We start from the raw sequence: 23,939 nt of genomic DNA on the forward strand, positions 1-23,939 counted from the left end.
TTAGGTTAGTAGGGAAGGTCTCATTCCCCACTGATTGTTAGTCTTCACCAAAATGGTTTTTACGGGCAGTTGATCTCCCCACTTATATGTTTTGAATCTTGAAGTGGGCGTCTTGTACCTGACGCTTTCGCTGACGGTACAGATCAATTTCTGCCAGTTTCTGCGAGATAAATTAGATTACTAGGGGGATGCTTATGATGAAAAGGTATTGGTTACTTCTCGCGAGTCTTGTCGTAATGCTTTGTGCAGCCTGTAGTGACGATTCTTCAAATGAAAAAAAATCAGAGTATCGTGTTGTTTATTCGGGGGAAATAAAAACGTTAAATTACTTAAAGACCTCTGAAACCAATGAGTTTGCTGTAGCAGCGAACTTGATTGATGGATTAATTGAGTATGATAAGTATGGTGTTGTACAACCAAGTATAGCCAAAGAATGGTCATCAAATGACGATGCTACCGTTTGGACGTTCAAGCTTCGTGACGATGCAAAGTGGATGACACATGACGGTAAAGAGTATGCAGATGTTGTTGCTCAAGATTTTGTAGATGGCTTACATTATGTGCTTGATGCAAAAAATGAATCATCAACAGCTTGGATTGCGACGGTCGTAAAAAATGGGGAAGCCTTCTATAACGGTGATATGACAGATTTTACGAAGGTTGGCATAAAGGCAATAGATAAACATACAGTAGAATACACTTTGGAAACGCCTACACCTTATTTCCTTTCTATGTTGAACTATGTCTGCTTCTTCCCGGTTAATGGTAAGTTTATAGCAGAAAAAGGTGATAGTTTTGGTACAATGCGTGAAAATTTCCTTTATAATGGATCCTTTATTTTAGATAAATTTGAACCGCAAAATGAGCGAGTACTTGTGAAAAATGATAAATATTGGGATAAAGAAAACGTACTGATTGATCGTATTCGCTATAAATACAATAAAGAAGCGGCTACAGTAGAACCAGAATTATTTTTACGAGGAGAAGTCGATTCAGCGAGTATTCCAACTTCTATTATTGATGAGTGGTTTAAAGACGAAAAGAAAAAATCACAAATACGACAAACACAAAATAACTTCTATACGTATTTCTATGCATTAAACTTTAACCCACAATTTGATGCGGAATATGAGCCTGAAAATTGGAAGAAAGCGGTCAATAATAAAGATTTCCGAAAATCATTGTTCCATGCGCTCGACCGTGTATCTGCAATGCTAACTTTAGAACCTTATAATCCAAAAGATTTGCTTAGCAACACAATTACTCCTAAAAACTTTGTCAATGTGGAGGGGGTTGACTATACACAGTTAGCACCGTTAGCTGATATTTCAAAAAATGACTCCTTCAACAAGGAGATGGCATTGGAATATAAGGAAAAAGCGAAAAAAGCGCTAGAAGGAAAAGTAACTTTCCCAATAAAAGTGTTAATGCCTTATAACTCCGGCGGTCCAGATTGGGCAAATCGTTCACAAGTAGTTGAACAACAGCTTGAAAAATTATTAGGTACTGATTATGTAGACATTATTATAGAAGCAGGACCATCAACAGGCTTTTTATCAGAGGTTCGTAAACCTGGTAAATTTGCATTACTAGAAGCAAACTGGGGTCCAGACTACGCTGATCCTTCAACGTATACGGATCCATTCACTGCAGACGGTACTTATAATAAACCAGAGCTAGCTGAAGGTTATACAGAAGCAAATGGAAAATCAAAATATCAAAACTTAGTGGACGAAGCAAAAGCGACAATCGATGCAGCCAAACGTTATGAATTGTTTGCTAAAGCAGAAGCGTTCTTAATTGATGAGGCATTTGTCATCCCTTATTCAGTAGGGGGTAGTGGCTATGTTGCTTCTAAATTAAATCCATTTGAGGCGCAATATTCTCCATTTGGCGTGACTTCCGAGAAATTTAAAGGTCAGCATATTTTAGACAAACCAATGAGTAACGATGAGTTTAAAGAAGCTTTAGCGAAGTGGGAGCAAGAACGTGCGGATGCGTTAGCTAAAGTGGCGAAATAATTGAAAATTCAATCATTTTTATCTTTGTCCCCATGATTGTTAGTTGAAACAATCGGACTTTAGGGTAGTTAATGCTGAAAAAAACATAATTGCTCCATTCAATTTAAATGTTCAAAAGCAATGAGTATTGATGAAGGAGATACCGAAAAAGAAAAGTCGGGATCTCCTTTAGTCTTTCTTAAGAAGGAGGATGAAGTGATGCTATGGTATATAGGTAAACGTTTATTACAATCAGTTTTAACACTGTTTATTATTATTACGATTGTTTTTTCATTATTACGATTAATGCCTGAAGAAGGTTATTTAGGGGCAGCAGCGAATAAGATGTCACCTGCTCAACAAGAGATATATTTAACGAATTTAGGTTTGCGTGACCCATTACTTGTACAATTGGGGAACTTTTACACGAATCTGTTTCAAGGTGATTTAGGTAAATCCGTTACATATCGGACAGATGTACCAGTCGTCACGATTATTGCAGATAAGATCATGTATTCCTTGTTATTTGGTTTAGGTGCGGTTGTGCTATCCCTTCTAATTGGGGTTCCGCTCGGAATATTGATGGCACAGATGAAGGGGCGCTGGTTGGACCGTTTGGGAACTGGCTATATTGTCATTGTTGTTGCAGTGCCAGCCGCCGTTTATTATTTAGTCATTCAAATGTATATTACAGAAATTTTTCATTTACCAATGCTTTTTGATGAGTATAATCCCGTTACTTGGATTTTACCACTTACTTCAATGGCACTAGCGCCGACTGCTTCCTATGCCATGTGGATGCGCCGTTATATGGTGGATGAACTAAACAAAGATTATATTAAGCTAGCGAGAGCAAAAGGAGTTAAAGAGCGTACATTAATGTTTAAACATGTACTACGAAACGCTTTTATTCCGATGGCACAGTATTTACCAGCAACTATTCTTTTTACTATTACAGGTTCCATCTACATTGAATCCTTATATTCCATTCCTGGGATGGGGGGCTTACTCGTAGATGCTATACAGCGACAGGATAATACGATTGTACAAGGCTTAGTGCTTGTTTTCTCTTCACTTGGAATTATCGGACTCATTTTAGGTGATATTGCAATGGCCCTTGTTGATCCACGGATTAAATTAGGGAAAGGGGAGAGTGTACGTTAATGGGAATGTATTCTGAAGAAATAAACAATATATCAAACAAATCACGTGAAACATTGTTCGAGTTTGCGGAAGTAGATGAACGTCAAGCTGAAGAAACAGCCTATTCTAATTATTCCTATTGGCGTTCAACATGGAAATCCTTTTTGAAAAATCGCATCGCTGTCTTTTTATTAGTTGGCGTCCTTATTATCGTAGGTTTCACCATTTTACAGCCGTATTTACCAGCGCAAAAATCACCGACTGAAATATATTTAGATGAGCAGACAGGCCTCCAAGCACGTAATATTGCACCAAATGCAGAATTTTGGTTTGGGACAAATTCCATAGGGCAGGATTTATGGTCACGTATTTGGGCAGGGACAAGAACCTCGTTATTTATTGGCTGTGTCGTTGCTTTAGTAGAGGCTATCGTTGGTATTACAGTCGGTACACTTTGGGGCTTTTCGCGTAAATTAGAGTTACCCATCACACAGCTTTACAACGTCGTTGATAACATACCGACGACCATCGTACTTATTTTAATGTCCTATATTTTGCGACCAAGTATTTCAACGATTATTATTGCCATGTGTATTACTGGCTGGGTAGAAATGGCAAGGTTTATACGCAATCAAATTGTGATTTTACGAGATCGTGAATATAACTTAGCCTCAAAATGTTTAGGAACACCTGATTACCGAATTATCTTAAAAAATCTATTACCCTATCTCATTTCTGTCATTATGCTACGAATGAGTTTAGCTATACCATTTGCAATAGGCTCGGAAGTCTTTTTAACATACATCGGATTAGGACTACCGATTAGTGAGCCTTCTTTAGGGAATTTAATCAATGAAGGCCGCGTGCTCATGATGTCTCCAGAATTAAGATATCAGCTTATTTTCCCAAGTATTGTATTAAGCATCATTACGATTGCATTTTATATTATAGGAAATTCATTTGCAGATGCAGCAGATCCGAAAAATCACGTATAAAGGGGGATGATGGAAGTGACACAAACTAAATCACCTATTTTAACTATCCAAAACCTTGTCATTAAATTTACACTTCGTGGCAGAGTGCTAACGGCCATTCGTAATATTTCCCTTGATTTATACAAAGGTGAAAGTCTTGCGATCGTTGGCGAATCAGGCTCAGGAAAATCCGTTCTCATGAAATCAATCATGGGCTTGCTCGATAAAAATGGCTACATTGATCAGGGGCAGATCCTCTACAATGATCAGGATTTGGCGCAGTTTAGAACCGAGAAGGAGTGGCTAAGCATTCGTGGAAAAGAAGTGGCAATGGTGACACAGGATCCAATGACATCATTAAATCCGCTGAAAACGATTGGCAAGCAAATCGAAGAATGTGTTCATTTACATCAAAGCTTAAAGGGGAAAGCAGCATATGAAGAAACATTAAAATTGTTAAAAGATGTTGGCATTCACAATGTGGAAAAGCGCTATAAGCAATATCCTCACGAATTTTCCGGTGGCATGCGTCAACGAATCGTCATCGCTATTGCACTAGCATGTAAACCGAAAATTTTAATTTGTGATGAGCCAACAACTGCATTAGATGTAACAATTCAAGCACAGATTTTACAGCTTCTAAAAAATCTCCAACAAAAATATGGACTAACAACCGTTTATATAACGCATGATTTAGGCGTTGTGGCGAAGGTTGCCGACCGTATTGCAGTTATGTACGCAGGTGATGTCATTGAAATAGGAAAGACTCATGAAATTTTCTTTAATGGCAAGCATCCCTATACTTGGGCACTCATTTCATCATTGCCGCAACTAGGATCAAAAGGGCAGCAGCTTTATTCCATCAAAGGTACACCACCCAATCTTTTTCAAGACATTAAAGGAGATGCCTTTGCACCTCGCAATCAATATGCGTTAAAGATTGATTTTGTAGAGCGTCCCCCATTTTTTCAGGTGAGTGACACACATTATGCTCGTACATGGCTATTGGATCCACTTGCTCCAAAAGTAGAGCCCCCTGAAGCGCTACAAGCCTTTTTCGCAGAAGGGAGACGATACGCGCATGAGTCATAAAGAAGTGTTAGTCGAGGTGAAAAATTTAAAGGTTGTTTTTGGTAAAGGTAAAAATAAATTTACAGCTATTGATGATGTTAGTTTCGATATTTTCAAAGGTGAAACGTTCGGTTTAGTAGGTGAATCAGGATCTGGGAAAACAACAATCGGCCGAGCGATTATGCGTATCAATGAAGTCAGCGAAGGACAAATACTATATCACGGTAAGAAGCTTAATGGCAAAATATCGAAAGAGTGGGATCGAGAAATTACACAGAAAATCCAAATGATTTTTCAAGATCCTATGGCATCGCTAAATGAACGTGCAAAGGTAGACTATATTATTTCCGAGGGACTCATGAATACAAAAAACTTCAAAAATGAGGCTGATCGTCAACAGAAGGTACGCGATGCATTATTAAATGTTGGATTATTACCGGAGTTTTCTAGTCGTTTCCCACATGAATTTTCAGGAGGACAGCGTCAGCGTATCGGCATTGCACGTGCATTAGTAATGGAGCCAGAATTTATTATTGCTGACGAACCAATTTCAGCATTAGATGTATCCATTCGTGCACAAGTATTAAATTTACTAGCAAACCTCCAGCAGCAAAATGATTTAACCTATTTATTCATTGCGCATGACTTATCGGTAGTCCGATTTATTACGGATCGAACGGCTGTTATTTATAAAGGGAACATTGTTGAGCTAGCTGAGACAGAAAAGCTGTTTTCTAATCCCCTTCATCCATATACAAGGGCGTTATTATCAGCAGTACCTGAGCCCAATCCTTATAAGGAGCGTGATAAAGTCGTAGAAATCTATGATCCATCACAGCACAACTATGACATTCAGCCACCGTCATTTATCGAAATAGAAGAAGGTCATTTTGTTTTGGCCAATGAAGAGGAATTGGAAAGTTACCGAACTTCACTAAAAATGGAGGTTAGCAAATGATTTGCCCAAAGGCATTGAAAAAAGGTGACACAATTGGTCTTATAAGTGCTTCGGGTGCAACACCGCCTGAAAAATTTCTCCCTGCCGTTAAAAGTATTGAAAAATTAGGTTTTAAAGTTGTTGCTGGGGAAACGTGTCGGGCTAGGCACGGCTACTTAGCAGGTTCTGATGAACTAAGAGCCTCTGAAGTTAATCAAATGTTTAGAGACTCCACTATTGACGGCATCTTCTGCATACGTGGAGGTTATGGAGCGACGAAAATTTTACCGCTTCTGGATTTCGATATGATCAAGGCAAACCCGAAAGTATTTGCTGGCTATAGCGATGTGACGGCATTACATATCGCTTTTAACCAAACATGTGGCTTTGTCACGTATCATACACCAATGCCCTCTACAGAATTTATTCGGCCAGAGATGGATCCATATACATGGAATTCCTTTATCGAAAGTGTGACAGCAACAGAACGTACGGGTTACTGTCTTGAAAATCCACCTGGACGTACAATGACAACGCTTGCAGCTGGAAAAGCGACAGGGCAGCTTATTGGTGGGAACTTAACATTAGTTACCGCATCTCTTGGCACACCTTATGAAATTGAGACAAAGGGCAAAATATTATTTTTAGAAGATGTAGACGAGAGTGAGCAACGTGTTGATCGGATGCTTACGCAGCTAAAATTAGCAGGCAAACTAGATGAGGTGGCAGGTATCTTATTAGGGGCTTGGACAAATTGTGGTCCAGAAAATCCAAAACATCCAGAGCATAGCCTATCCCTACAAACAATTTTCCAAGAAATTTTAGGTCCACTCCATAAACCTATCATAAAGGACATAGCTTGCGGTCACATCTTACCAACGATGTCACTGCCACTTGGTCGAACGATCACAATGGACACGGAGAATCAGATGATAAAAGTTATAGAGTAGGTGACATATGAAGCAAACGATAACAGAGATTCTTCAAAATGCACCTTATAAAGTCCATATGTTTGTGAAAGATTGTAAGACTGAGCAATTTTTCATTAGTGAAAAGCTAGAAGACGCGTTTTCTAGTGCTAGCTTAATTAAGGTGCCTATACTGCTAGCTATTCTGCATTATTTAGAAAGCAACAACCAATCATTAGAGCAAGAGCTACAGATAGCACCCGAAGCATGGGTTGATTTTAGTGTCATTAGTGAGCAGCGTTTAGAGCAAAGTACCATCTATGAGCTTTTAGTATGGATGATTATTACGAGTGATAATACAGCAACAAATGTATTAATCGATTTTCTAGGGATGGATGCACTCAATCATTATTTTCGTCAAATTGGGCTTAAGCAAACAATCATACAACGGAAGATGATGGATTTTGAAAGGCTTGAAAAAGGCTTTGATAATACAACGTCGGCAAGTGATATGGCACTGCTATTTTCACGAATTTATCGCAGGGACTTGTTGTCATCGGCATTTAGTGAGCTAACACTAGATATTTTAAGTCGTCAACGTATACACGAATCATTAAGTCGTTATTTAGTAGATGATGTGAAACTCGCTCATAAAACAGGTGGTCTTGATACGGTAGATCATGATGCTGGGATTGTGTACAGCAGCTCTGGGGATTATCTCATTGGCGTTTTCGTAACAGAGGTTACGAATAATGATCATGCAAGGCAGCTAATTGGTCGTATTTCCAAAGTTGTTTACGAGTACTTGGTGAAGCGGAAGGAGCTGATAGAATGAATGCCATTGTGAAGTCCATGATCGCCAATTTACACGCAAAGCCAGATGAAGCCTCAGAATTAGTGGATGAGGTACTATACGGGATGACGGTTCAAATCATAGAAGATATAGATGAGAGCTGGGTACGCATCCAAACCGCATATCGCTATGAAGGTTATTGCAAAAAGGCTAACTTCATAGTTGATAAAACAAGAACAGATACTTGGCGACAAGAAGCAAACCATTTTATTAACCAAAGCTTCGCCGATGTTTTGCTGCAGCCTCGAATTCAGAGTGCGAAAATAAAGACGCTCGTTAAAGGTTCCATCATCTGTTCGCTCGCTATGGAGGAAATAGATCCAGAATGGGCAGCAGTACAATTAGTGTCGGGGGAGATCGGTTATGTACGTAGACAATGGCTACAAGAAAAAATTCCAGAAAACAGCTTATCTGAGCAACAAATACGAGAAAATGTGGTCCAAATAGCGCTTAGCTATTTAGCAACACCCTATCGCTGGGGAGGGAAATCACCGCTAGGTATTGATTGCTCAGGTCTATGTTCAATGGCGTATATGCTAAACGGTGTGTATATATATCGTGATGCCGAAATCGTTGAAGGTTTTCCTATCAAGGAAATATCTCTAGAGCACATACAAAAGGGTGATTTATTATACTTCCCAGGTCATATGGCTTTATATATAGGCGACAACCTTTATGTACATTCTTCGCTTGGCGGTAATGAGGTTAATATTAATAGTCTGGACAAACAGCATCAGCAATATCGAAAAGATTTGGCGACATCTATTACCGCTGTGGGTAGCTTATTTAAATAAAAAGTGTAGAGAAGCTTGACGTGGCTTCTCTTTTTCAATTTTTGAGATGAATCGGGAAATTATTGATAGAGATAACCTATTTGCATTATGCTATAATGAAATCAAAATTTAGAGGATTGGGGGATAAGAATTGAATCTAGAGTTAAAAGAGTTGTTACGTTCCGTTTTAAAAGAAGAATTGACACCAGTGCATAAGCGACTTGACGGAATTGACCAACGTTTTGAGACTATTGATCAAAGATTTGACGGAATTGACCAGCGCTTAGATAAAATTGAAAATGATGTGCATGAACTTAAAAGTGATGTACATGTACTTAAGGATGATGTGCATGAACTTAAAAGTGATGTACATGTACTTAAGGATGATGTGCATGAACTTAAAAGTGATGTACATGTACTTAAGGATGGTGTGCAAGAACTTAAAAGTGATGTGCATGAACTTAAAAGTGATGTACACGTACTTAAGGGTGATGTGTATGAACTTAAAAGTGATGTACAGGTACTCAAGGATGATGTGCATGAACTTAAAAGTGATGTACACGTACTTAAGGATGATGTGCATGAACTTAAAAGTGATGTACACGTACTTAAGGATGATGTGCATGAACTTAAAAGTGATGTACATGTACTTAAGGGTGATGTGTATGAACTTAAAATTGGACAAGCTGAGCTTCAGAAAAACATTGTTGAACATTTAGGTGAGTTTACTGAAAAAATTGCTCAGCAGGTGGAAGATAGGACTTACGCTTTAAACAAACGTGTCTTTGATATAGAAACAGTGATTCACAGATTAATAAGTTAATATAAAAAAAATCTCCATGTCAAAATTTGAACGTGGAGATTTTTTACATTAGTATTTATAAATATTTAATTGCTGACCGGCTTCAAGTCTATCAGATCGAAGCTGATTCCATTGTTTGATGGACGTAACTTTAACATTATGAGCCTCTGCAATATGCATAAGAGAGTCACCATCAGCTACAGTAATTGTTTTTTTATCTTTGACAGGGCTGTCATACTGTTGTAAATCATACTTTGCTATTAGTGCATTAAGTTTTTCATTGTATTGTGAATCTGTTGCATAGGAGCCTGTTAAAAAGTTTGTAGCATTTGTATAGGACTTCGCATTGCTTTTAAAAACGCCTGCATAGAAATTTTTATCCCATGAAACCCCATTACGCATTAATTTCACATAATCTTGTAAAGATGCTTCATAGGAAGGATACTTGCGGAATTGAGCCATCACCGTTGTCATATTACCTGATCCATCATCCTCGGATGTTTCAAATGTTACGGAGTTATTTTGGTAACTACCTTTCATACCAAATAAATTGTTATTTGGTGCAGATCCAAGGCCACTTTGTCCATGCTCACTTTCTAAAACGGCTTGCGCAATGATAATCGATGCATACAAGTCATTTTCGGCACCTAGTTTCCGAGCAATTTCAGCAATTGAGCCAATAAACTCTTCTACACTAGGATTATCAGCAACAACTGCAGGCTCTACAGTCTCATTAGTATTGAATAGCTGCGTCACCATAAAAAACGAAATACAAATAACAATAATAGCAATCATAAGTCCTTTGAAAAAATTAAGTAAGTATTTCATTGTTCATTGATGTTGGTAGATTACAACATCTCCCTTCCTCCTTTCTTTTTAATAACGAAATTCATATATTTCTAATTATTCCAGAGTCATTAATAGAAATAAAGTCATGTTTTCTTTTGTAGAGTATATCATTCATAGAACGATAAAACCCTTCATTTAGTTCCTTAATTTCCAGCACATTTTAGAAATGAAAGGAGATTGAATAGTAGTTATACGTACTCAAAAACAGTATACGATTTTCTATGAAAATTATGAGACAAATAGAGTAGAGCGTCAAGAGGACCAACGTTTTGATATAAAACAAAAAATAAGTTTGAAATGACTTTAGATAGTGAAATATATATAGGAACACGGTGTATCTTAAAAAAAGTGTTAGTTCTAGACCTACTATGCATAACGTATATGAAATGAAGTGGATTAAAATAGTAGTTTATTTCTATATTAAAACATTAAGCTAATTTACATAGTGTGTTCTCAAAAGATCAAGGAAAGCGCTCGGCCGGAACGGAAATCACCCCCTCGTTTTGCAGAAGAGCCATTTAGTCGGTGAATAATAGAAAGTAAGATGATGTCTCTCTAAAAAAGGAGCTTATACAATGATAGCATTTGAAAATGTCACAAAAAAATATGTAAATGACCAAGTCGCAGTGAAAGCTATTCATTTAGAGATCAAAAAGGGAGAATTTTTTGTTCTTATTGGACCTAGTGGCTGTGGGAAAACAACATTATTAAAGATGATTAATCGATTAATTCATTTAACGGAAGGAACTATTCGAATTAACGGTAAAAGAATTAGTGATTACAACATTCATGAATTGCGATGGAATATCGGCTATGTCCTTCAACAAATTGCGCTTTTTCCTCATATGACGATTGAAGAAAATATAGCTGTTGTGCCTGAATTGAAGAAATGGGGTAAATCGCAAATCCAGCAACGAGTTCGTGAGCTATTAGATATGGTAGGACTTGAACCAGATAAATATAGTCAGCGTAAGCCAACAGAACTTTCTGGTGGTGAGCAACAAAGGGTCGGTGTTGTTCGTGCATTAGCAGCCGACCCCGAAATCATTTTAATGGACGAGCCTTTTAGTGCTTTAGATCCGATTAGCCGCACAAAATTACAAGATGATCTTCTTGAGCTTCAGCAAACGATACAAAAAACGATTGTCTTTGTTTCGCATGATATGCAAGAAGCCTTAAAACTTGGTGATCGAATATGCGTAATGAAGGATGGAGAGATTGTGCAGATTGGTACTCCACAAGAAATCATAGAAAATCCTGTTAATGATTTTGTTCGAGAATTTATTGGGGTAAAAGAGTATGGGGTGAATACTTTCAATATCCAAGCTGTAATTGAACCTATTGCAGATGAGAATAATCAAAGAAATCAAGAGAACACCATTTCCACCAAGGATTCTTTACAGACCATTCTTCAAAAATTAGCTCATTATGAATGTTTAGGTGTGGAAGATCAAGGGGAAATAATTGGCGTTGTCACAAGAACATCCATGCTTCAGTATTTAGCACAGGATTCCTTAGAAAGAGGTACTATAAATGGCTAATTTTTTTGACGTGTTGAGCGAACGAAAAGGCCAGTTATTGGCATCTTTATTAGAGCATATTCAAATTTCCTTCATTGCACTATTTCTTGCAGTGGTGATTGCTATTCCTCTAGGGATCTATTTAACAAATAAAAAGAAAATCGCAGAAACTATTATTGGTATGAGTGCAGTTTTACAAACGATTCCTTCATTAGCGTTATTAGGGTTATTGATTCCGTTGTTTGGCATCGGCAAAGTACCGGCAATTATTGCCTTAGTTGTTTATGCACTTCTTCCGATTTTACGTAATACGTTTACGGGAATCAATGAAGTAGATCCATCTTTAAAAGAAGCGGCGATGGCGATGGGGATGAATACGCGAAAGCGATTAGTGAAAGTAGAGTTGCCTCTTGCTATGCCTGTTATCATGGCGGGGATTAGAACAGCTATGGTATTAATCGTTGGAACAGCAACATTAGCAGCATTAATCGGAGCTGGGGGATTAGGAGATATCATTTTGCTTGGTATTGACCGCAATAATACAGCTCTAATTATTATTGGGGCTGTTCCTGCCGCGATTTTAGCATTAGTGTTCGACTTCTTACTGAAAAAGCTAACATCACTGTCGTTTAAAAAAACAATTACTGCATTGAGCATGATTAGCATTGTAGCATTAGTAATGATGATCTTTCCACTACTTAACTTCAAAGAAAAAGAAGAAATTGTCATTGCAGGAAAGCTTGGCGCTGAGCCAGAGATTCTTATTAATATGTATAAATTGCTTATCGAAAATGATACAGACTTAAAGGTGCAATTAAAACCTGGGCTTGGTAAGACTTCCTTTGTATTTAATGCCCTTAAATCTGGCAGCATCGATATTTATCCAGAATTTACTGGAACGGCAATTTCAGAGTTTTTAAAAGAGGAAGCCATCAATAATAATCAGGAAGATGTTTATCATCAGGCGAAAGAAGGAATGCTGAATAAATTTGACATGGTGATGCTTCGTCCGATGAACTATAACAATACGTATGCATTGGCAGTATCGAAGCAAATAGTGGAAGCCTATCATTTGCAAACAATTTCTGACATTAAATCTATTCAAGAAACGATAAAAGCTGGCTTCACGTTGGAATTTAATGATCGAGAAGATGGTTATTTGGGCATTCAAAAGCGTTATGGTATTACACTGTCCAACATAACAACGATGGAACCAAAGCTTAGATATCAGGCAATCGAATCAGGAAATATAGATTTATTAGACGCTTATTCAACGGATAGTGAAATCCGTCAATATCATCTACAAGTTTTAACAGATGATCAGCAACTTTTCCCACCTTATCAAGGAGCTCCTTTACTAAGGAAAGAAACGCTAGAGGCATATCCTGAGATTGAAACAGCCTTAAATAAGTTAGCAAATCAAATAACAGATGATGAGATGCGCGAAATGAACTATCGAGTAAATGTTGAAGGCAAAAATATAGAAGATGTGGCACGAGAATATTTAATAAAGGCAGGACTGCTATAAGACGAAAATCATAGGATATAAGTAGCTAGAAAAGAGATGCTTAACTTTTCTTAACGATATTGTTTATTGGGGACACAATTTAAGGTAGTTAGCTTTTTAATGCATACTAGTTTATTGATATGATAGGAAATTTATCTTAAAGTATTTTATAATATTAACCTCAATTGGGGGGAAGCGGTGACTTGAAGAAAAAAGTTATCATTATTGTTTCTTTTTTGGTTGTAATTATATTGTTGCATACAACACCAAGTACGGCATTGAGAACACATGTGTTTTTTATGGGGTATCCAAAAGCGGCAATTTCTTCAGGAATTATTGAAGATAAAGAACATAATGAAGTAGATCAAGATAAATTCGCTGAATTAAATGCCAAAGCATACACTTTAACAAATCCTCCAATAGAAAAGGCTACTCAGGGAGAATTAAGAAACTTTCTTGTGAGGAAATTTGGATTTTTACATTTTGCAGAATACTATGGTGATACTTAATACCTTCGTCAAATGGAGCTTTAATTCAATTAGGTTAAAGATTATTACACAAATAAAAACGCTCAGTAATCTGAGCGTTTTTTTCTGTCGTTTATGTTCCTAACTTCCTGTTAAAATAAGTGTCAATTAGGTTGTTATTTACTTAACTTTTAGTTTTTTCTCCCCATCAACCGAACCGCCAGTGCAATGTATATCTGTGCGAAAGCGACAATGTATATCTGCAATGACCACGCAATGACGCGAAGGTGAAAAGACATGCTCGTATATGTGACTATGTTCTTAGGTATATTATACTTACTTTCTAATAACTAAGAGAGATCTAGCTTTTTTAGTACATTGATAATTATTATTCGAAGAAAGCAACTAAAAAAAGATTGAATATGAAAAATAATGGAAATTGAAAAATAAGATTGAATTATTCAATAAACAATATTTGGATATCCATTACTTCAATAGTATAATTTTTTCCAGTGTAAGTTGTTTTGGAACTAAATGTGGATTAAAATGGGTATCAGCTCTCGGAAAATTGCTTTGTTTTTACAGTTGAGCCAAAAAATTTAAAGATGCATCTTGGAGGAAGAAATGAAAAAGAGTTTAATTTTAATGTCTTCGCTACTTTTATCGACTTCAATCATTCTTAGTGGTTGTGGAAAAGACGGGGACGAAACAAAGAAAGACGATGAACCTAAGAAAACACAGGAGGAAAAAGGACAAGATAAAGATAAAGTCCAAAAGGAAGAACCTAAAAAAGATCAAGAATCAACTAAAGGTTCAGCTGACTTCGCTTCTTTAATTTCTTATATGGAAAAGGAAACTCAAGGGAAGACTAAAGTTCTTTTTGAAAACAATGAACCACAAGTACATAAAATGGAAGACGTTTCAATTTCACTTGATGCATATTCAGTAGTGGAATTAAAGGATTTCCATACAGATTTTAATATTCCATTTGGTGAACAAACTAATGGTGGTGTCATTTTAGCTAAATATACAGTGAAGAATGATATGGATAAAGATGTTTATTATATGCCTACGCTAAGTGTTACTTTTACGGGTGCAACGAAAGATTATTCGAATTATAAAGATTTAATTCCTGAAGAAAATCAATTACCAACAAAACTAGGCTACAAAACAGATTATTTGTTAAAAGCAGGTGAAGAGGTAACAGGGTATATCGCTTATCCTTTCGGTGAAACAGATTTAGCAAAAATCAATGAACTGGGCACAGTAACAGTAATGGTTCCAAAACCGTTTACTGAAAAAGAAAATTTCGGCTCTACAATTGGTTCAGATGGAAGATTTAATCTTGCTTTAAATACGGATGGTTCTAAAAAAGTATCTAGTAATTCGTCATTTTATCAAGATAAAGTAACATTGGACAATATGGGCGAAAAGAAGATGCTGAAGGAAAAAAGCGACATTAATGAAAGTAAGAAAATAGGGGATGTAAATGCTATTCTAGAAGGGTATCAGTTTACACAATTTACACCTAATGAGGTAGAAGCGCCTCGTTTCTCTAATTTCACGAATGGTGTCACTTTATTAACAGTGAAATTTAAGTTGGAAAATAAAGCTACTAGTGAAATTGGCTTATCTTCTATGTCTTCAAAACTATCAGTTAATGATGGCTCACAATATGCATTAAGCGAAGGTATGCTATTAAATTACAATTATAATGAAGTGATTAAAGCTGGTGAAACTGGCGAGCTATTACAAGTATACGTATTAGACCAAGAACAATATGAAAAAATTTGGAAAGATAAAGCCTTTGACATCGAATTGGGTCCTATCCGAAATAAAGGAGCAGAGGATACTTCTAAAGGTAAAAAAGAAACATTTACATTACCAAGATAAATGGCAAGAGCCCTCTCGTAAATTGAGAGGGCTTCATCGTGTTGAAAAACTAAATAATCAAGGGAATATCTGTGAATGTAGTGTCGTTTTAAAAGAGGAGAAGAGGTTCGAGCCGCTTCCTCCTCTTTTGATCCATTTGCAAGATCATTCTGTATGTAAAGATTCCATTACTGACCATCTCTTTCAATGTTGTAACTTTTGCTTTTTGTCATAGTATACCTAATTCAGTATGTATGAGGGAATTAAAATTGAACAATACATTTTTAATGATAAACATTAATTAATTATTGAAAAGGATAAAGTGAGCTGTATAATTAACAATAAGAGAGGGGATGCTTGGAATGGAACAAATACTCCAAAGTAAAGAATTTCTATTTTTAACAAAAGGGTTACGTTCAATTTTCACAATCTTGATGGTTTTAATCATTTTTGTACTTACTATGATAGGCGTATTATTTGCAGGGGTAATGTTTGTGCCGGAGAATAGTGTAAATGATTTTTTGGTACAGGGGAATATAACAGCTTTTGTTCATTTTGAAGGGATGGAAATGGAATTAGCAGATAAGGTAGCGGAAAATATTCAGTATACGAAAATGCATGTCGTGAAATTACTATTTACTGCTACAATATACATAGGATTATTATTATTTATCGTTGTCCAAGTAAGAAATCTGTTAATTAATTTAAGTAAAGGAATTATTTTTTCGGAAAAGAATAGTAGAAAAATAGAATGGATCGCTTACACTGTAGTGGTATTAGGCTTGACAGTAGATACATTTCGAACGTACATTGCCTATACAGTTATTGAACAAACTAAATTAGGTGAGCTGTTAGTAGGTACAGGTTTGGTCAAAGGAATAAGCTTTCACTTCGCCGGAATTAATTGGACATTACTATTATGTGGATTAGTCATTTGGACGATAGCACGTGTATTCCGATATGGTGCGTTTTTACAAGATGAATATGATGCAACAGCTTAGGAAGTGAAAAAATGACGATAATTATTCGATTAGATCGAATGTTGGCTGATCGAAAAATGCAGCTTAGTGAGTTAGCAGAAAAAGTAGATGTGTCGATTGTCAATCTATCCAACTTAAAAACTGGAAAGGTTAGAGCCGTGCGCTTTTCTACGTTGAATGCGATCTGTAAGGCATTGGACTGCCAGCCAGGAGATATTTTGGAGTATATAGACGATGAAGAATAACAGTGGCCCGAAGAGTGAATGCTATTCGGGTTTCGATTTTTTTGCATGGTAATTGACGAAGTAAAATTAAGAACTATAAAATAAAAAAGACCGTCTGGACGGTTCTTTTTGCTTTGATAGGGGGGATTGTGTGTCATCAAAAGCAGATTTAAAACGATCACATATTATCCAAACGGCGATTGAGTATTTAAAGGACAATGAATTAAGCACTTTAACTTTAGATAAAATTGCAAATAGGGCGAACATCAGTAAGGGCGGTTTACTGTATCATTTTAATACGAAGGATGCCCTTCAAACAGCAATTGCTGAAATGATTTTAAACGAGGTTATACAATCCTATGAACATCTAGCAAGTTTTGAGCAAGGGACTGGGAGACTGTCGAGAGCGTTTATTTTAGCTTCTCAAAAAGATCTTGCAGATGGGGCATCTTTAAATATTGCGATTCAAATATTGCAAAATGACCATTCATCCATCTCAACAGATTATGAATGTTTATTTGAAGAGTTGTTTCAGGATGGCTTAGAGGCCACCGTTGTTCATTTAATTCGGTTAACAATTGATGGATTGTATTATTCAAAACTATTAAATATCGCACCGATTTCTGCTAAGGCAACAGATGGTGTCTTTGAACAATTAATGCACATGACAAGGAAGGACTAACATACATGAGTGCTCTTGGTTTTTTATCTATTTCAATTATCGCAGAAGTTTTTGCAAGCTCGATGCTGAAACTTACAAATGGCTTTAAACGATTATTCCCTTCAATTGGTGTAGTGGTTGGATATGGAACGGCTTTTTATTTCTTTTCTCTAACATTACAATCTTTAGCAATTGGTACTGCATATGCGATATGGGCAGGAATAGGAACGGCGCTAACGGCGATCATCGGTGTAGTTTTTTATAAGGAATTATTTAATATAAAAAAGCTTATGGGTATTCTGTTAATTATTATCGGTGTAGTCATACTTAACCTTGCTGGAAGCGGACATTAAGGAGGAATTTGTAAATGAAGGGTTATCTATTTTTAGCGTTATCCATTGTTAGTGAAGTAATTGCAACGACGATGCTTAAGTTTTCAGAGGCATTTACAATTCTAGGTCCATCCATAGCTGTCGTAATAGGTTATGGGATTTCGTTTTATTCTTTATCCCTTTGCTTAAAAACGTTGCCATTAAGCCTTGCATACGGCATTTGGTCAGGTATAGGTACAGCACTAACAGTAATTGTCGGAATCGTTGTATGGGGAGATATTTTTAATCTTTACACAGCAACCGGAATTACACTAATTATTGGTGGTGTTATTCTTCTAAATCAGGGAGACCATCATAATGTGACAACATAACATTCAAAAAGGAAAACGTCCTATTCTGTAAAATTAAAGACAAGTGAATGTATTACAAGTTAGTAATATCAAGGCGTTGTTTTTAATGTCACATATTATTTTAAATAATTAGTACATCACTTATATTTAGTGGTGTACTTTTTTGTTTATTAGCCCTCTAAATGAACTCATTTACTACCACAAAACAACTCTGATGATGCAAATAGTTACAGCGATTGAATGTTGCTCCAAACAGAACGTATATTCCTAAAATATACATTCTGTTTGGAGCAATAGCTTGAAAGAATATAAAGTAAAAGAAGTGGCTGACTTATTAGGTAAGCACGAAGAAACTATTAAACGTTGGATACGGTCAGGCAAATTCCCTAACGAAAACCGATTCCCCTCCAATCACTCCTATTACTGCCCTCCTAATTTTCTATAAGCAACTACACCACCGACTATACCTACAATTGTTGCCTTGATAGGATTAATTGAAAGAATTAATGAATTACTGTAAGTCATTTCTCATTTGAAAGTTCTACTTTTTTATTAAATTACTAGGAAGATAGATTTAATCTATATTTGATAAACTGATACTAATTATCAATATTTGAAAATGTTTAAATATTCCGATATTCGAATTTGTTTATTTGTGATAAATTGGAAATATCACACTAATTAGAAAAGTGTGACAACTAAAGGCGGAGGGGGAATTGAGATTTGAAAAATTTTAAGTTTACGAAGTTCTTAAGTAGTATTCTAGCTTTCATTATGGTACTTTCTCTATTGGTTCCATTGTCGAGTGCTAGTGCTGAAGAATCGAAACCATTCAAGCAAGATAGTCAAAGTGAAAGTATAATTCAACAAAAAGCGGCTATCGCTGAACAGCTAAGCTTATCTAAAGATGGTCCAACTCTTCACGAAAGTTTACAAAATGTATCAGGCAATCAAGATGTTGCAGTCATCGTTCATTTATCTGAAAAGCCTGTGGCACTAGAGCAAGGAATGAGCCAACTCAAAGGCCAAAAATTCTCTAATGCCCGAGCAAATGAAGTTCGTTCAAATGTAAAAGCACAACAAGCAAAAGTTTCAAAAGAGTTAGCTATTAAAAAAGTTCAAATGACTCAAGGATACACATTTGATACTGTTTTAAACGGTTTTGCGGCAACTGTGAAAGCCAATGATCTCCCGAAACTGCTTACAGTAGAAGGAATTACATTAATCGAACCTGATGCAATTGTTTACGCATCAGAAGAAACGATGAAATCATCGGAACTAATTAAGGAAGATCAATTAGAAGCTCAAATGAATACAAGTAATTCTTTCCTTGGCATCGAACAGCTTTGGAAGGAAGGAATTGAAGGACAAGGAATAAAAGTAGCAGTATTAGATACTGGTATTGATGCAGATCACCCTGAGTTCGCTGGAGTTTACAAAGGTGGGAAAAACTTCATTCCAAATTCAGCAACATACACGAAGCCTCGGACAGATGACGATGCATCGGAAACATTGCCTTCGGAACGTCCAGTTGGGACACCTGAATTTAATGAAAAGGGAAGCGCGTTTTATACTTCTCACGGTACACATGTTGCTGGAACAATTGCAGCAATCGGAGCTAACGAATACAGTATTAAAGGAATTGCTCCAAAAGTAGACCTTTATGCTTACCGTGTTCTTGGGGCGTACGGAAGTGGAGCTACATCTGGTATTGTTAAAGCAATTGAAACTGCTGTAAAAGAAAAAATGGACGTTATCAACCTTTCACTTGGCGGGGGTGCTAACTCTGAAACGGATGCTGGTTCATTTGCTATTAATAATGCAATGATGGCTGGAACAATCGGAGTAATTGCAACAGGGAACGAGGGTCCAAATCGCGGAACAATGGGCACGCCTGCAACTGCTCGTTTAGGAATTGCTGTTGGTAACACAACAAATCCTGAAACAATGTATAACGGTGAAGTGAATGTTACAGTTGGCGACTACAACTTAACAAAACAGCTTCCATTAATGGGAACGACTTTTGCGAAAAATTTAGCAACACAGCTTCAAGGAGAATTTGATCTAGTTGCTGTTCCTGGAAACGGGGAAGTAAAAGACTTTGAAGGAATTGATGTAAAAGGTAAAGTGGCATTGATTTCTCGTGGTAGTATCGCATTCGTTGATAAAATTGCGAATGCAAAGGCAAAAGGAGCAGTCGCAACAATTATTCATAACTTTGCTGGTGGAACGAATGCACCGAACATTTCAGGCACATTCCTTGGTGATTCATTTGAGTTTCTACCAACATTTGATATGTCCCAAACGGATGGCGCTGCAATTCGCGCGGTATTAGCAGGCGGAACCGGAAAAGTAAGCTTTAGTAAATTTGCTTCCACAAAGACACTGGGAGATGATGTAAACGATTCAAGTTCACGTGGACCATCTACACCAAACTTTGATATTAAACCAGATGTAAGTGCACCTGGAACAAACATTATGTCAACGATTCCAATGTATAAAAAAGATTTCCCTGATGCAGATTATGGGGAAGCATATGGTCGTAAAACAGGAACTTCTATGGCAACACCGCATATTGCAGGTATTGCTGCATTAGTTAAACAAGCAAATCCTGATTGGAACGCGTTCGATGTAAAAGTGGCGCTTTCTAATACAGCAAAGGTTATAGATAAAACAAAATACGATGTGTTTTCTCAGGGTGCAGGGCGTGTAGATCCTTATGCAGCAGCTCATCCGGAAATTCTTGCCTATGCACTTGATAGCGCAATTTTAGATGGAACTGGTGTAGTTACAGAAAATTTGAAAGGTACAGTTACTTTCGGTCCACAATCACTTAAAGACCGAGATATTTCTGTAACGAAACAAGTTTTAGTAAAAGATATTAAAGGGAACGGCGGCAATTATAACGTATCAATTGATGTGACAAAAACATTTGGTGATGCAACTGTTACAGTAGATCAGCCGACATTTAATCTAGATGGAGAGCAAGTTTTAAATATTACATTAACTGCTTCAAAAGCTACGGCACCAAACGGCTCTGAAATACTAGGGTATATTAACATCAGCGGCGGAGATACAGAAATTTCATTGCCATTCGCAGCTGACTTTGGCGGCGCGGCAGCAACTGCAATCAAAGATTTTAAGATTACAGAAACAGACCTATCCTTTAATGGGGATGGAGTGAAAGACTCAGCTGTACTTTCATTCACATTAACTGGAGATGTAACTACTAACTATATCGAGCTTTGGGATATTATGAATCCTGAAGGTGGAGAATACGGAGACGGCTACATTGGTTATCTTCATGCAGGTACTGCGCTAGCAAAAGGCTCTTATACGCTGAATGTCGGTGGGCAGTACAAACCATGGGGAACAAAACCTGCCACAACGATTCCAGATGGTTTGTATACAATTGACTTCACAGGTCTTGCAGCATCAGGAGTAGTTTCCGATTATGTTGGACCAATTGTCGTGAAAACGACTAAACCAGAAATTGCTGGTTCAGTAGCTGAAGGTGTCGCTACAGGACAGGTAACAGATAAGTATATCGACTACAATGAAGAGTTATATTTATATGGTTTAAATTACAATTTAAATGATAAATTAAAAGCTTCCTATATTGCGACGGTAAATGGCCAAGTACAAGCGCCAGTTGCTTTTGAATTAAATCAAGACGGTAGCTTCACATTCCCAGTAACAGCAGAAACAAATGCTGTATCAGTAATAATAAATGACGCTGCGGGGAATGTTGGTGAAGCAATGATATATGAAAAAGAAGTAGTAGAACCAGTAGTAGCACTTTCTGTAAATCCAACTAAGCTAGACCTAACAGCTGGAGAAACTGCACAACTTACGGTAACAGAAACGTCAACGCCTGCAGAAGGTGATGCAACAGAGGAAGACGTAACTTCGAAAGCTACTTATGTTGTTGCAGATGAAAATGTTGCAACAATAGTAAATGGATTAGTAACTGCAGTAGGTGAGGGCAAGACTACAATCACTATTTCATACGGTGATCATGAAGTTACTGTAAATGTTACAGTTAAAGCACCTGGAAATGGCAACGGAAACGGAAATGGCAACGGAAACGGAAATGGCAACGGAAACGGAAATGGCAACGGAAACGGAAATGGCAACGGAAACGGAAATGGCAACGGAAATGGCAACGGAAACGGAAACGGCAACGGAAACGGAAACGGAAACGGAAACGGAAATGGCAACGGAAACGGCAACGGAAACGGAAACGGAAACGGAAACGGAAACGGAAACGGAAATGGCAACGGAAACGGAAACGGAAATGGCAACGGAAATGGTAACGGAAATGGCAACGGCAATGGAAATGGAAATGGAAATGGCAATGGAAATGGAAATGGCAACGGAAACGGAAATGGCAACGGAAACGGAAACGGCAACGGAAACGGAAACGGAAATGGCAACGGAAACGGAAACGGAAATGGCAACGGCAATGGAAATGGAAATGGAAATGGCAATGGAAATGGCAACGGAAACGGAAATGGCAATAAATAATGAAGTTACCGAGGATGAGTTATAATTAATTTCAGTTCAAGCAAAAAGAGAAATTGCACAGCGCAATTTCTCTTTTTGCTATTTATTATAAAGCAATCCCTTTAAAAAGATTATCTCCTACTAAACTAACTATGACATATTCTTTCTAATTTTCTTGCCATATTTGATACAAATCAGTTCCTCTTTATCTATCCCAAATCAACGTCACTTGTTGTAGAAGCTCTTCACATATTTGCTTTTTTTCTTTCGTTACTTTGTCAAGGTCAAATTCTCCATAATAAATAGCGTCCGTGTATTGACTGTCTGGCAAAGTAAATTGATCAGAAGCTTCAGAAACTTTACCGTCCGATTTTATTAAGTTATCTCTAATTGGAGAGTTAGCAATTGATTCAACATAATATATAAAGCTAATATTTTTTACTTCTCCATCGATTTCAATTTCTATACATATAATGTGTGACATTAAATAAGAATTCACTATTTAATATAGTTTCAGCTTATAACTTGACGTTTAATAAAACAAAATGGACGTTTTCTTTTTTTGTAGAATCCCTGTTTCCTTTACGAAAAAAGTCGTCATATTCCTAAGTGCTACATATGATAGCGAGAAGGTGTTAAATATTTTTGTAATTGCTTCAATGTTTATGAATAGCTCATTAAGACTTAGGAGGGCTGGGGAAATGAATGATGAACATAAAAAAAACCATTTTCTATGTGAAGCGCTCTACGATATAAATGCACTCCAGGATTTGATAAAGGATTTTCATTCTAAATATTTTGGTCAGCTGCTTGTGAAAATAGCGGGAAGTGATACGATTCCCTTTTTTTTAATCACACACAACGGTACACATTTAAGGCTAATGGATACTGTAAAGCAGTTTGAAACAGAGTTTTTTCGCATAGAGTCAATTGATAGAGAAAGTTGTCGAGGCACTGTTTCGCTTTTGCGAGCCTATGATTATGAAGGGCATGATACGAATTTGATAGCAGAGGTTGTCCGATTAGAGCGAACATCCTCAGAAAAATCCATTGAATTAAGTGGTATATCTGCAATTCAGTTATTAAAGCCTGATATGTTGAAAGGGAAATTTATCATTGAGCCTAAATGGTGATGAAATTTTAAACTACAAATAATTAGAGCATCTGTCTATATGCCCGTTGTATCACTGAATTTATTAGAGAGAGAATC

Annotated in this window: 23 protein-coding genes; 21 read left to right on the plus strand and 2 right to left on the minus strand. The window is 36.9% G+C overall.

Features of this window, described 5'->3' with window-relative positions; genetic code table 11:
- Positions 1-197 precede the first annotated feature (197 nt).
- The 9 genes from ACFCYJ_RS06080 to ACFCYJ_RS06120 all read left to right on the plus strand — a co-directional run bounded on the left by ACFCYJ_RS06080 (position 198) and on the right by ACFCYJ_RS06120 (position 9,482).
- Positions 198-2,021, plus strand: a complete 1,824-nt coding sequence (locus ACFCYJ_RS06080) for a peptide ABC transporter substrate-binding protein (protein ID WP_376072181.1) — start codon at positions 198-200, stop codon at positions 2,019-2,021.
- Positions 2,022-2,219: 198 nt separating this feature from the next.
- Positions 2,220-3,164 carry an ABC transporter permease gene (locus tag ACFCYJ_RS06085; RefSeq protein WP_376072047.1) on the plus strand — a complete coding sequence of 315 codons (945 nt, stop codon included), beginning with the start codon at positions 2,220-2,222 and terminating at the stop codon, positions 3,162-3,164.
- Positions 3,164-4,138 (plus strand): ABC transporter permease, encoded by a 975-nt coding sequence (locus ACFCYJ_RS06090; RefSeq protein ID WP_376072050.1) that lies wholly within the window; start codon positions 3,164-3,166, stop codon positions 4,136-4,138. The genes ACFCYJ_RS06085 and ACFCYJ_RS06090 overlap by 1 nt, the downstream gene beginning before the upstream one ends.
- 6 nt (positions 4,139-4,144) lie before the next feature.
- Entirely contained in the window at positions 4,145-5,209 is a 1,065-nt protein-coding gene (locus tag ACFCYJ_RS06095) for an ABC transporter ATP-binding protein (RefSeq protein WP_376072052.1), read from the plus strand.
- Positions 5,199-6,146: an ATP-binding cassette domain-containing protein gene (locus ACFCYJ_RS06100; protein WP_376072055.1), complete on the plus strand. Its 948-nt coding sequence runs from the start codon at positions 5,199-5,201 to the stop codon at positions 6,144-6,146. Before ACFCYJ_RS06095 ends, ACFCYJ_RS06100 begins: the two co-directional genes overlap by 11 nt.
- Entirely contained in the window at positions 6,143-7,075 is a 933-nt protein-coding gene (locus tag ACFCYJ_RS06105; RefSeq protein WP_376072058.1) for a S66 peptidase family protein, read from the plus strand. The genes ACFCYJ_RS06100 and ACFCYJ_RS06105 overlap by 4 nt, the downstream gene beginning before the upstream one ends.
- Positions 7,076-7,082: 7 nt before the next feature.
- On the plus strand, positions 7,083-7,868 hold the full coding sequence (locus ACFCYJ_RS06110) for a serine hydrolase (RefSeq protein WP_376072060.1): 786 nt from the start codon (positions 7,083-7,085) through the stop codon (positions 7,866-7,868).
- Complete coding sequence (locus ACFCYJ_RS06115) at positions 7,865-8,680, plus strand: NlpC/P60 family protein (protein WP_376072063.1); 816 nt, start codon at positions 7,865-7,867, stop codon at positions 8,678-8,680. The genes ACFCYJ_RS06110 and ACFCYJ_RS06115 overlap by 4 nt, the downstream gene beginning before the upstream one ends.
- A 130-nt stretch (positions 8,681-8,810) precedes the next feature.
- Entirely contained in the window at positions 8,811-9,482 is a 672-nt protein-coding gene (locus ACFCYJ_RS06120; RefSeq protein WP_376072066.1) for a hypothetical protein, read from the plus strand.
- Between the two features lie 48 nt (positions 9,483-9,530).
- On the opposite strand, the gene ACFCYJ_RS06125 is transcribed toward ACFCYJ_RS06120, so the two are convergent.
- Positions 9,531-10,289: a glucosaminidase domain-containing protein gene (locus ACFCYJ_RS06125; protein ID WP_376072069.1), complete on the minus strand. Its 759-nt coding sequence runs from the start codon at positions 10,287-10,289 to the stop codon at positions 9,531-9,533.
- 596 nt (positions 10,290-10,885) lie between these two features.
- Between ACFCYJ_RS06125 and ACFCYJ_RS06130 the strand changes: the two genes are divergently transcribed.
- The 11 genes from ACFCYJ_RS06130 to ACFCYJ_RS06180 all read left to right on the plus strand — a co-directional run bounded on the left by ACFCYJ_RS06130 (position 10,886) and on the right by ACFCYJ_RS06180 (position 22,750).
- A complete protein-coding gene (locus ACFCYJ_RS06130; protein ID WP_376072072.1) occupies positions 10,886-11,851 on the plus strand; it encodes an ABC transporter ATP-binding protein in 966 nt (321 codons plus the stop codon).
- On the plus strand, positions 11,844-13,358 hold the full coding sequence (locus ACFCYJ_RS06135) for an ABC transporter permease/substrate-binding protein (protein WP_376072074.1): 1,515 nt from the start codon (positions 11,844-11,846) through the stop codon (positions 13,356-13,358). Before ACFCYJ_RS06130 ends, ACFCYJ_RS06135 begins: the two co-directional genes overlap by 8 nt.
- A 182-nt stretch (positions 13,359-13,540) precedes the next feature.
- On the plus strand, positions 13,541-13,846 hold the full coding sequence (locus tag ACFCYJ_RS06140) for a hypothetical protein (protein WP_376072077.1): 306 nt from the start codon (positions 13,541-13,543) through the stop codon (positions 13,844-13,846).
- 582 nt (positions 13,847-14,428) lie between these two features.
- Positions 14,429-15,697, plus strand: coding sequence for a DUF5068 domain-containing protein (locus tag ACFCYJ_RS06145; RefSeq protein WP_376072080.1), 1,269 nt, complete (start codon positions 14,429-14,431; stop codon positions 15,695-15,697).
- A gap of 341 nt (positions 15,698-16,038) precedes the next feature.
- Entirely contained in the window at positions 16,039-16,677 is a 639-nt protein-coding gene (locus ACFCYJ_RS06150; RefSeq protein WP_376072082.1) for a DUF2975 domain-containing protein, read from the plus strand.
- An 11-nt stretch (positions 16,678-16,688) separates the two neighbouring features.
- Positions 16,689-16,901, plus strand: a complete 213-nt coding sequence (locus ACFCYJ_RS06155; protein WP_376072085.1) for a helix-turn-helix domain-containing protein — start codon at positions 16,689-16,691, stop codon at positions 16,899-16,901.
- 130 nt (positions 16,902-17,031) lie between these two features.
- Positions 17,032-17,562, plus strand: coding sequence for a TetR/AcrR family transcriptional regulator (locus ACFCYJ_RS06160; protein ID WP_376072088.1), 531 nt, complete (start codon positions 17,032-17,034; stop codon positions 17,560-17,562).
- Between the two features lie 5 nt (positions 17,563-17,567).
- Complete coding sequence (locus ACFCYJ_RS06165; protein ID WP_376072090.1) at positions 17,568-17,894, plus strand: DMT family transporter; 327 nt, start codon at positions 17,568-17,570, stop codon at positions 17,892-17,894.
- A 14-nt stretch (positions 17,895-17,908) separates the two neighbouring features.
- Positions 17,909-18,244: a DMT family transporter gene (locus ACFCYJ_RS06170; RefSeq protein WP_376072093.1), complete on the plus strand. Its 336-nt coding sequence runs from the start codon at positions 17,909-17,911 to the stop codon at positions 18,242-18,244.
- A gap of 277 nt (positions 18,245-18,521) precedes the next feature.
- On the plus strand, positions 18,522-18,668 hold the full coding sequence (locus ACFCYJ_RS06175; RefSeq protein ID WP_376072096.1) for a helix-turn-helix domain-containing protein: 147 nt from the start codon (positions 18,522-18,524) through the stop codon (positions 18,666-18,668).
- A gap of 278 nt (positions 18,669-18,946) precedes the next feature.
- Positions 18,947-22,750: a S8 family serine peptidase gene (locus ACFCYJ_RS06180; protein WP_376072098.1), complete on the plus strand. Its 3,804-nt coding sequence runs from the start codon at positions 18,947-18,949 to the stop codon at positions 22,748-22,750.
- Positions 22,751-22,934: 184 nt separating this feature from the next.
- On the opposite strand, the gene ACFCYJ_RS06185 is transcribed toward ACFCYJ_RS06180, so the two are convergent.
- Entirely contained in the window at positions 22,935-23,228 is a 294-nt protein-coding gene (locus ACFCYJ_RS06185) for a hypothetical protein (protein ID WP_376072101.1), read from the minus strand.
- A gap of 202 nt (positions 23,229-23,430) precedes the next feature.
- On the opposite strand from ACFCYJ_RS06185, the gene ACFCYJ_RS06190 reads away from it, so the two are divergent.
- Complete coding sequence (locus ACFCYJ_RS06190; protein WP_376072103.1) at positions 23,431-23,862, plus strand: hypothetical protein; 432 nt, start codon at positions 23,431-23,433, stop codon at positions 23,860-23,862.
- The last annotated feature ends 77 nt before the right edge of the window (positions 23,863-23,939 follow it).

The sequence above is a fragment of the Lysinibacillus sp. NPDC056232 genome, from assembly GCF_042267565.1.
Classification (GTDB): Bacteria; Bacillota; Bacilli; order Bacillales_A; family Planococcaceae; genus Lysinibacillus.

What these genes read in the sequence shown, in the direction of transcription:
- ACFCYJ_RS06130 (WP_376072072.1), top strand. Translation starts at nt 10,886, where the DNA reads ATGATAGCATTTGAAAATGTCACAAAAAAATATGTAAATGACCAAGTC.
- ACFCYJ_RS06110 (WP_376072060.1), top strand. Translation starts at nt 7,083, where the DNA reads ATGAAGCAAACGATAACAGAGATTCTTCAAAATGCACCTTATAAAGTC.
- ACFCYJ_RS06170 (WP_376072093.1), top strand. Translation starts at nt 17,909, where the DNA reads ATGAAGGGTTATCTATTTTTAGCGTTATCCATTGTTAGTGAAGTAATT.
- ACFCYJ_RS06080 (WP_376072181.1), top strand. Translation starts at nt 198, where the DNA reads ATGAAAAGGTATTGGTTACTTCTCGCGAGTCTTGTCGTAATGCTTTGT.
- ACFCYJ_RS06085 (WP_376072047.1), top strand. Translation starts at nt 2,220, where the DNA reads ATGCTATGGTATATAGGTAAACGTTTATTACAATCAGTTTTAACACTG.
- ACFCYJ_RS06090 (WP_376072050.1), top strand. Translation starts at nt 3,164, where the DNA reads ATGGGAATGTATTCTGAAGAAATAAACAATATATCAAACAAATCACGT.
- ACFCYJ_RS06135 (WP_376072074.1), top strand. Translation starts at nt 11,844, where the DNA reads ATGGCTAATTTTTTTGACGTGTTGAGCGAACGAAAAGGCCAGTTATTG.
- ACFCYJ_RS06115 (WP_376072063.1), top strand. Translation starts at nt 7,865, where the DNA reads ATGAATGCCATTGTGAAGTCCATGATCGCCAATTTACACGCAAAGCCA.
- ACFCYJ_RS06165 (WP_376072090.1), top strand. Translation starts at nt 17,568, where the DNA reads ATGAGTGCTCTTGGTTTTTTATCTATTTCAATTATCGCAGAAGTTTTT.
- ACFCYJ_RS06100 (WP_376072055.1), top strand. Translation starts at nt 5,199, where the DNA reads ATGAGTCATAAAGAAGTGTTAGTCGAGGTGAAAAATTTAAAGGTTGTT.
- ACFCYJ_RS06125 (WP_376072069.1), bottom strand. Translation starts at nt 10,289, where the DNA reads ATGAAATACTTACTTAATTTTTTCAAAGGACTTATGATTGCTATTATT.
- ACFCYJ_RS06105 (WP_376072058.1), top strand. Translation starts at nt 6,143, where the DNA reads ATGATTTGCCCAAAGGCATTGAAAAAAGGTGACACAATTGGTCTTATA.
- ACFCYJ_RS06190 (WP_376072103.1), top strand. Translation starts at nt 23,431, where the DNA reads ATGAATGATGAACATAAAAAAAACCATTTTCTATGTGAAGCGCTCTAC.
- ACFCYJ_RS06145 (WP_376072080.1), top strand. Translation starts at nt 14,429, where the DNA reads ATGAAAAAGAGTTTAATTTTAATGTCTTCGCTACTTTTATCGACTTCA.
- ACFCYJ_RS06095 (WP_376072052.1), top strand. Translation starts at nt 4,145, where the DNA reads ATGATGGAAGTGACACAAACTAAATCACCTATTTTAACTATCCAAAAC.
- ACFCYJ_RS06150 (WP_376072082.1), top strand. Translation starts at nt 16,039, where the DNA reads ATGGAACAAATACTCCAAAGTAAAGAATTTCTATTTTTAACAAAAGGG.
- ACFCYJ_RS06155 (WP_376072085.1), top strand. Translation starts at nt 16,689, where the DNA reads ATGACGATAATTATTCGATTAGATCGAATGTTGGCTGATCGAAAAATG.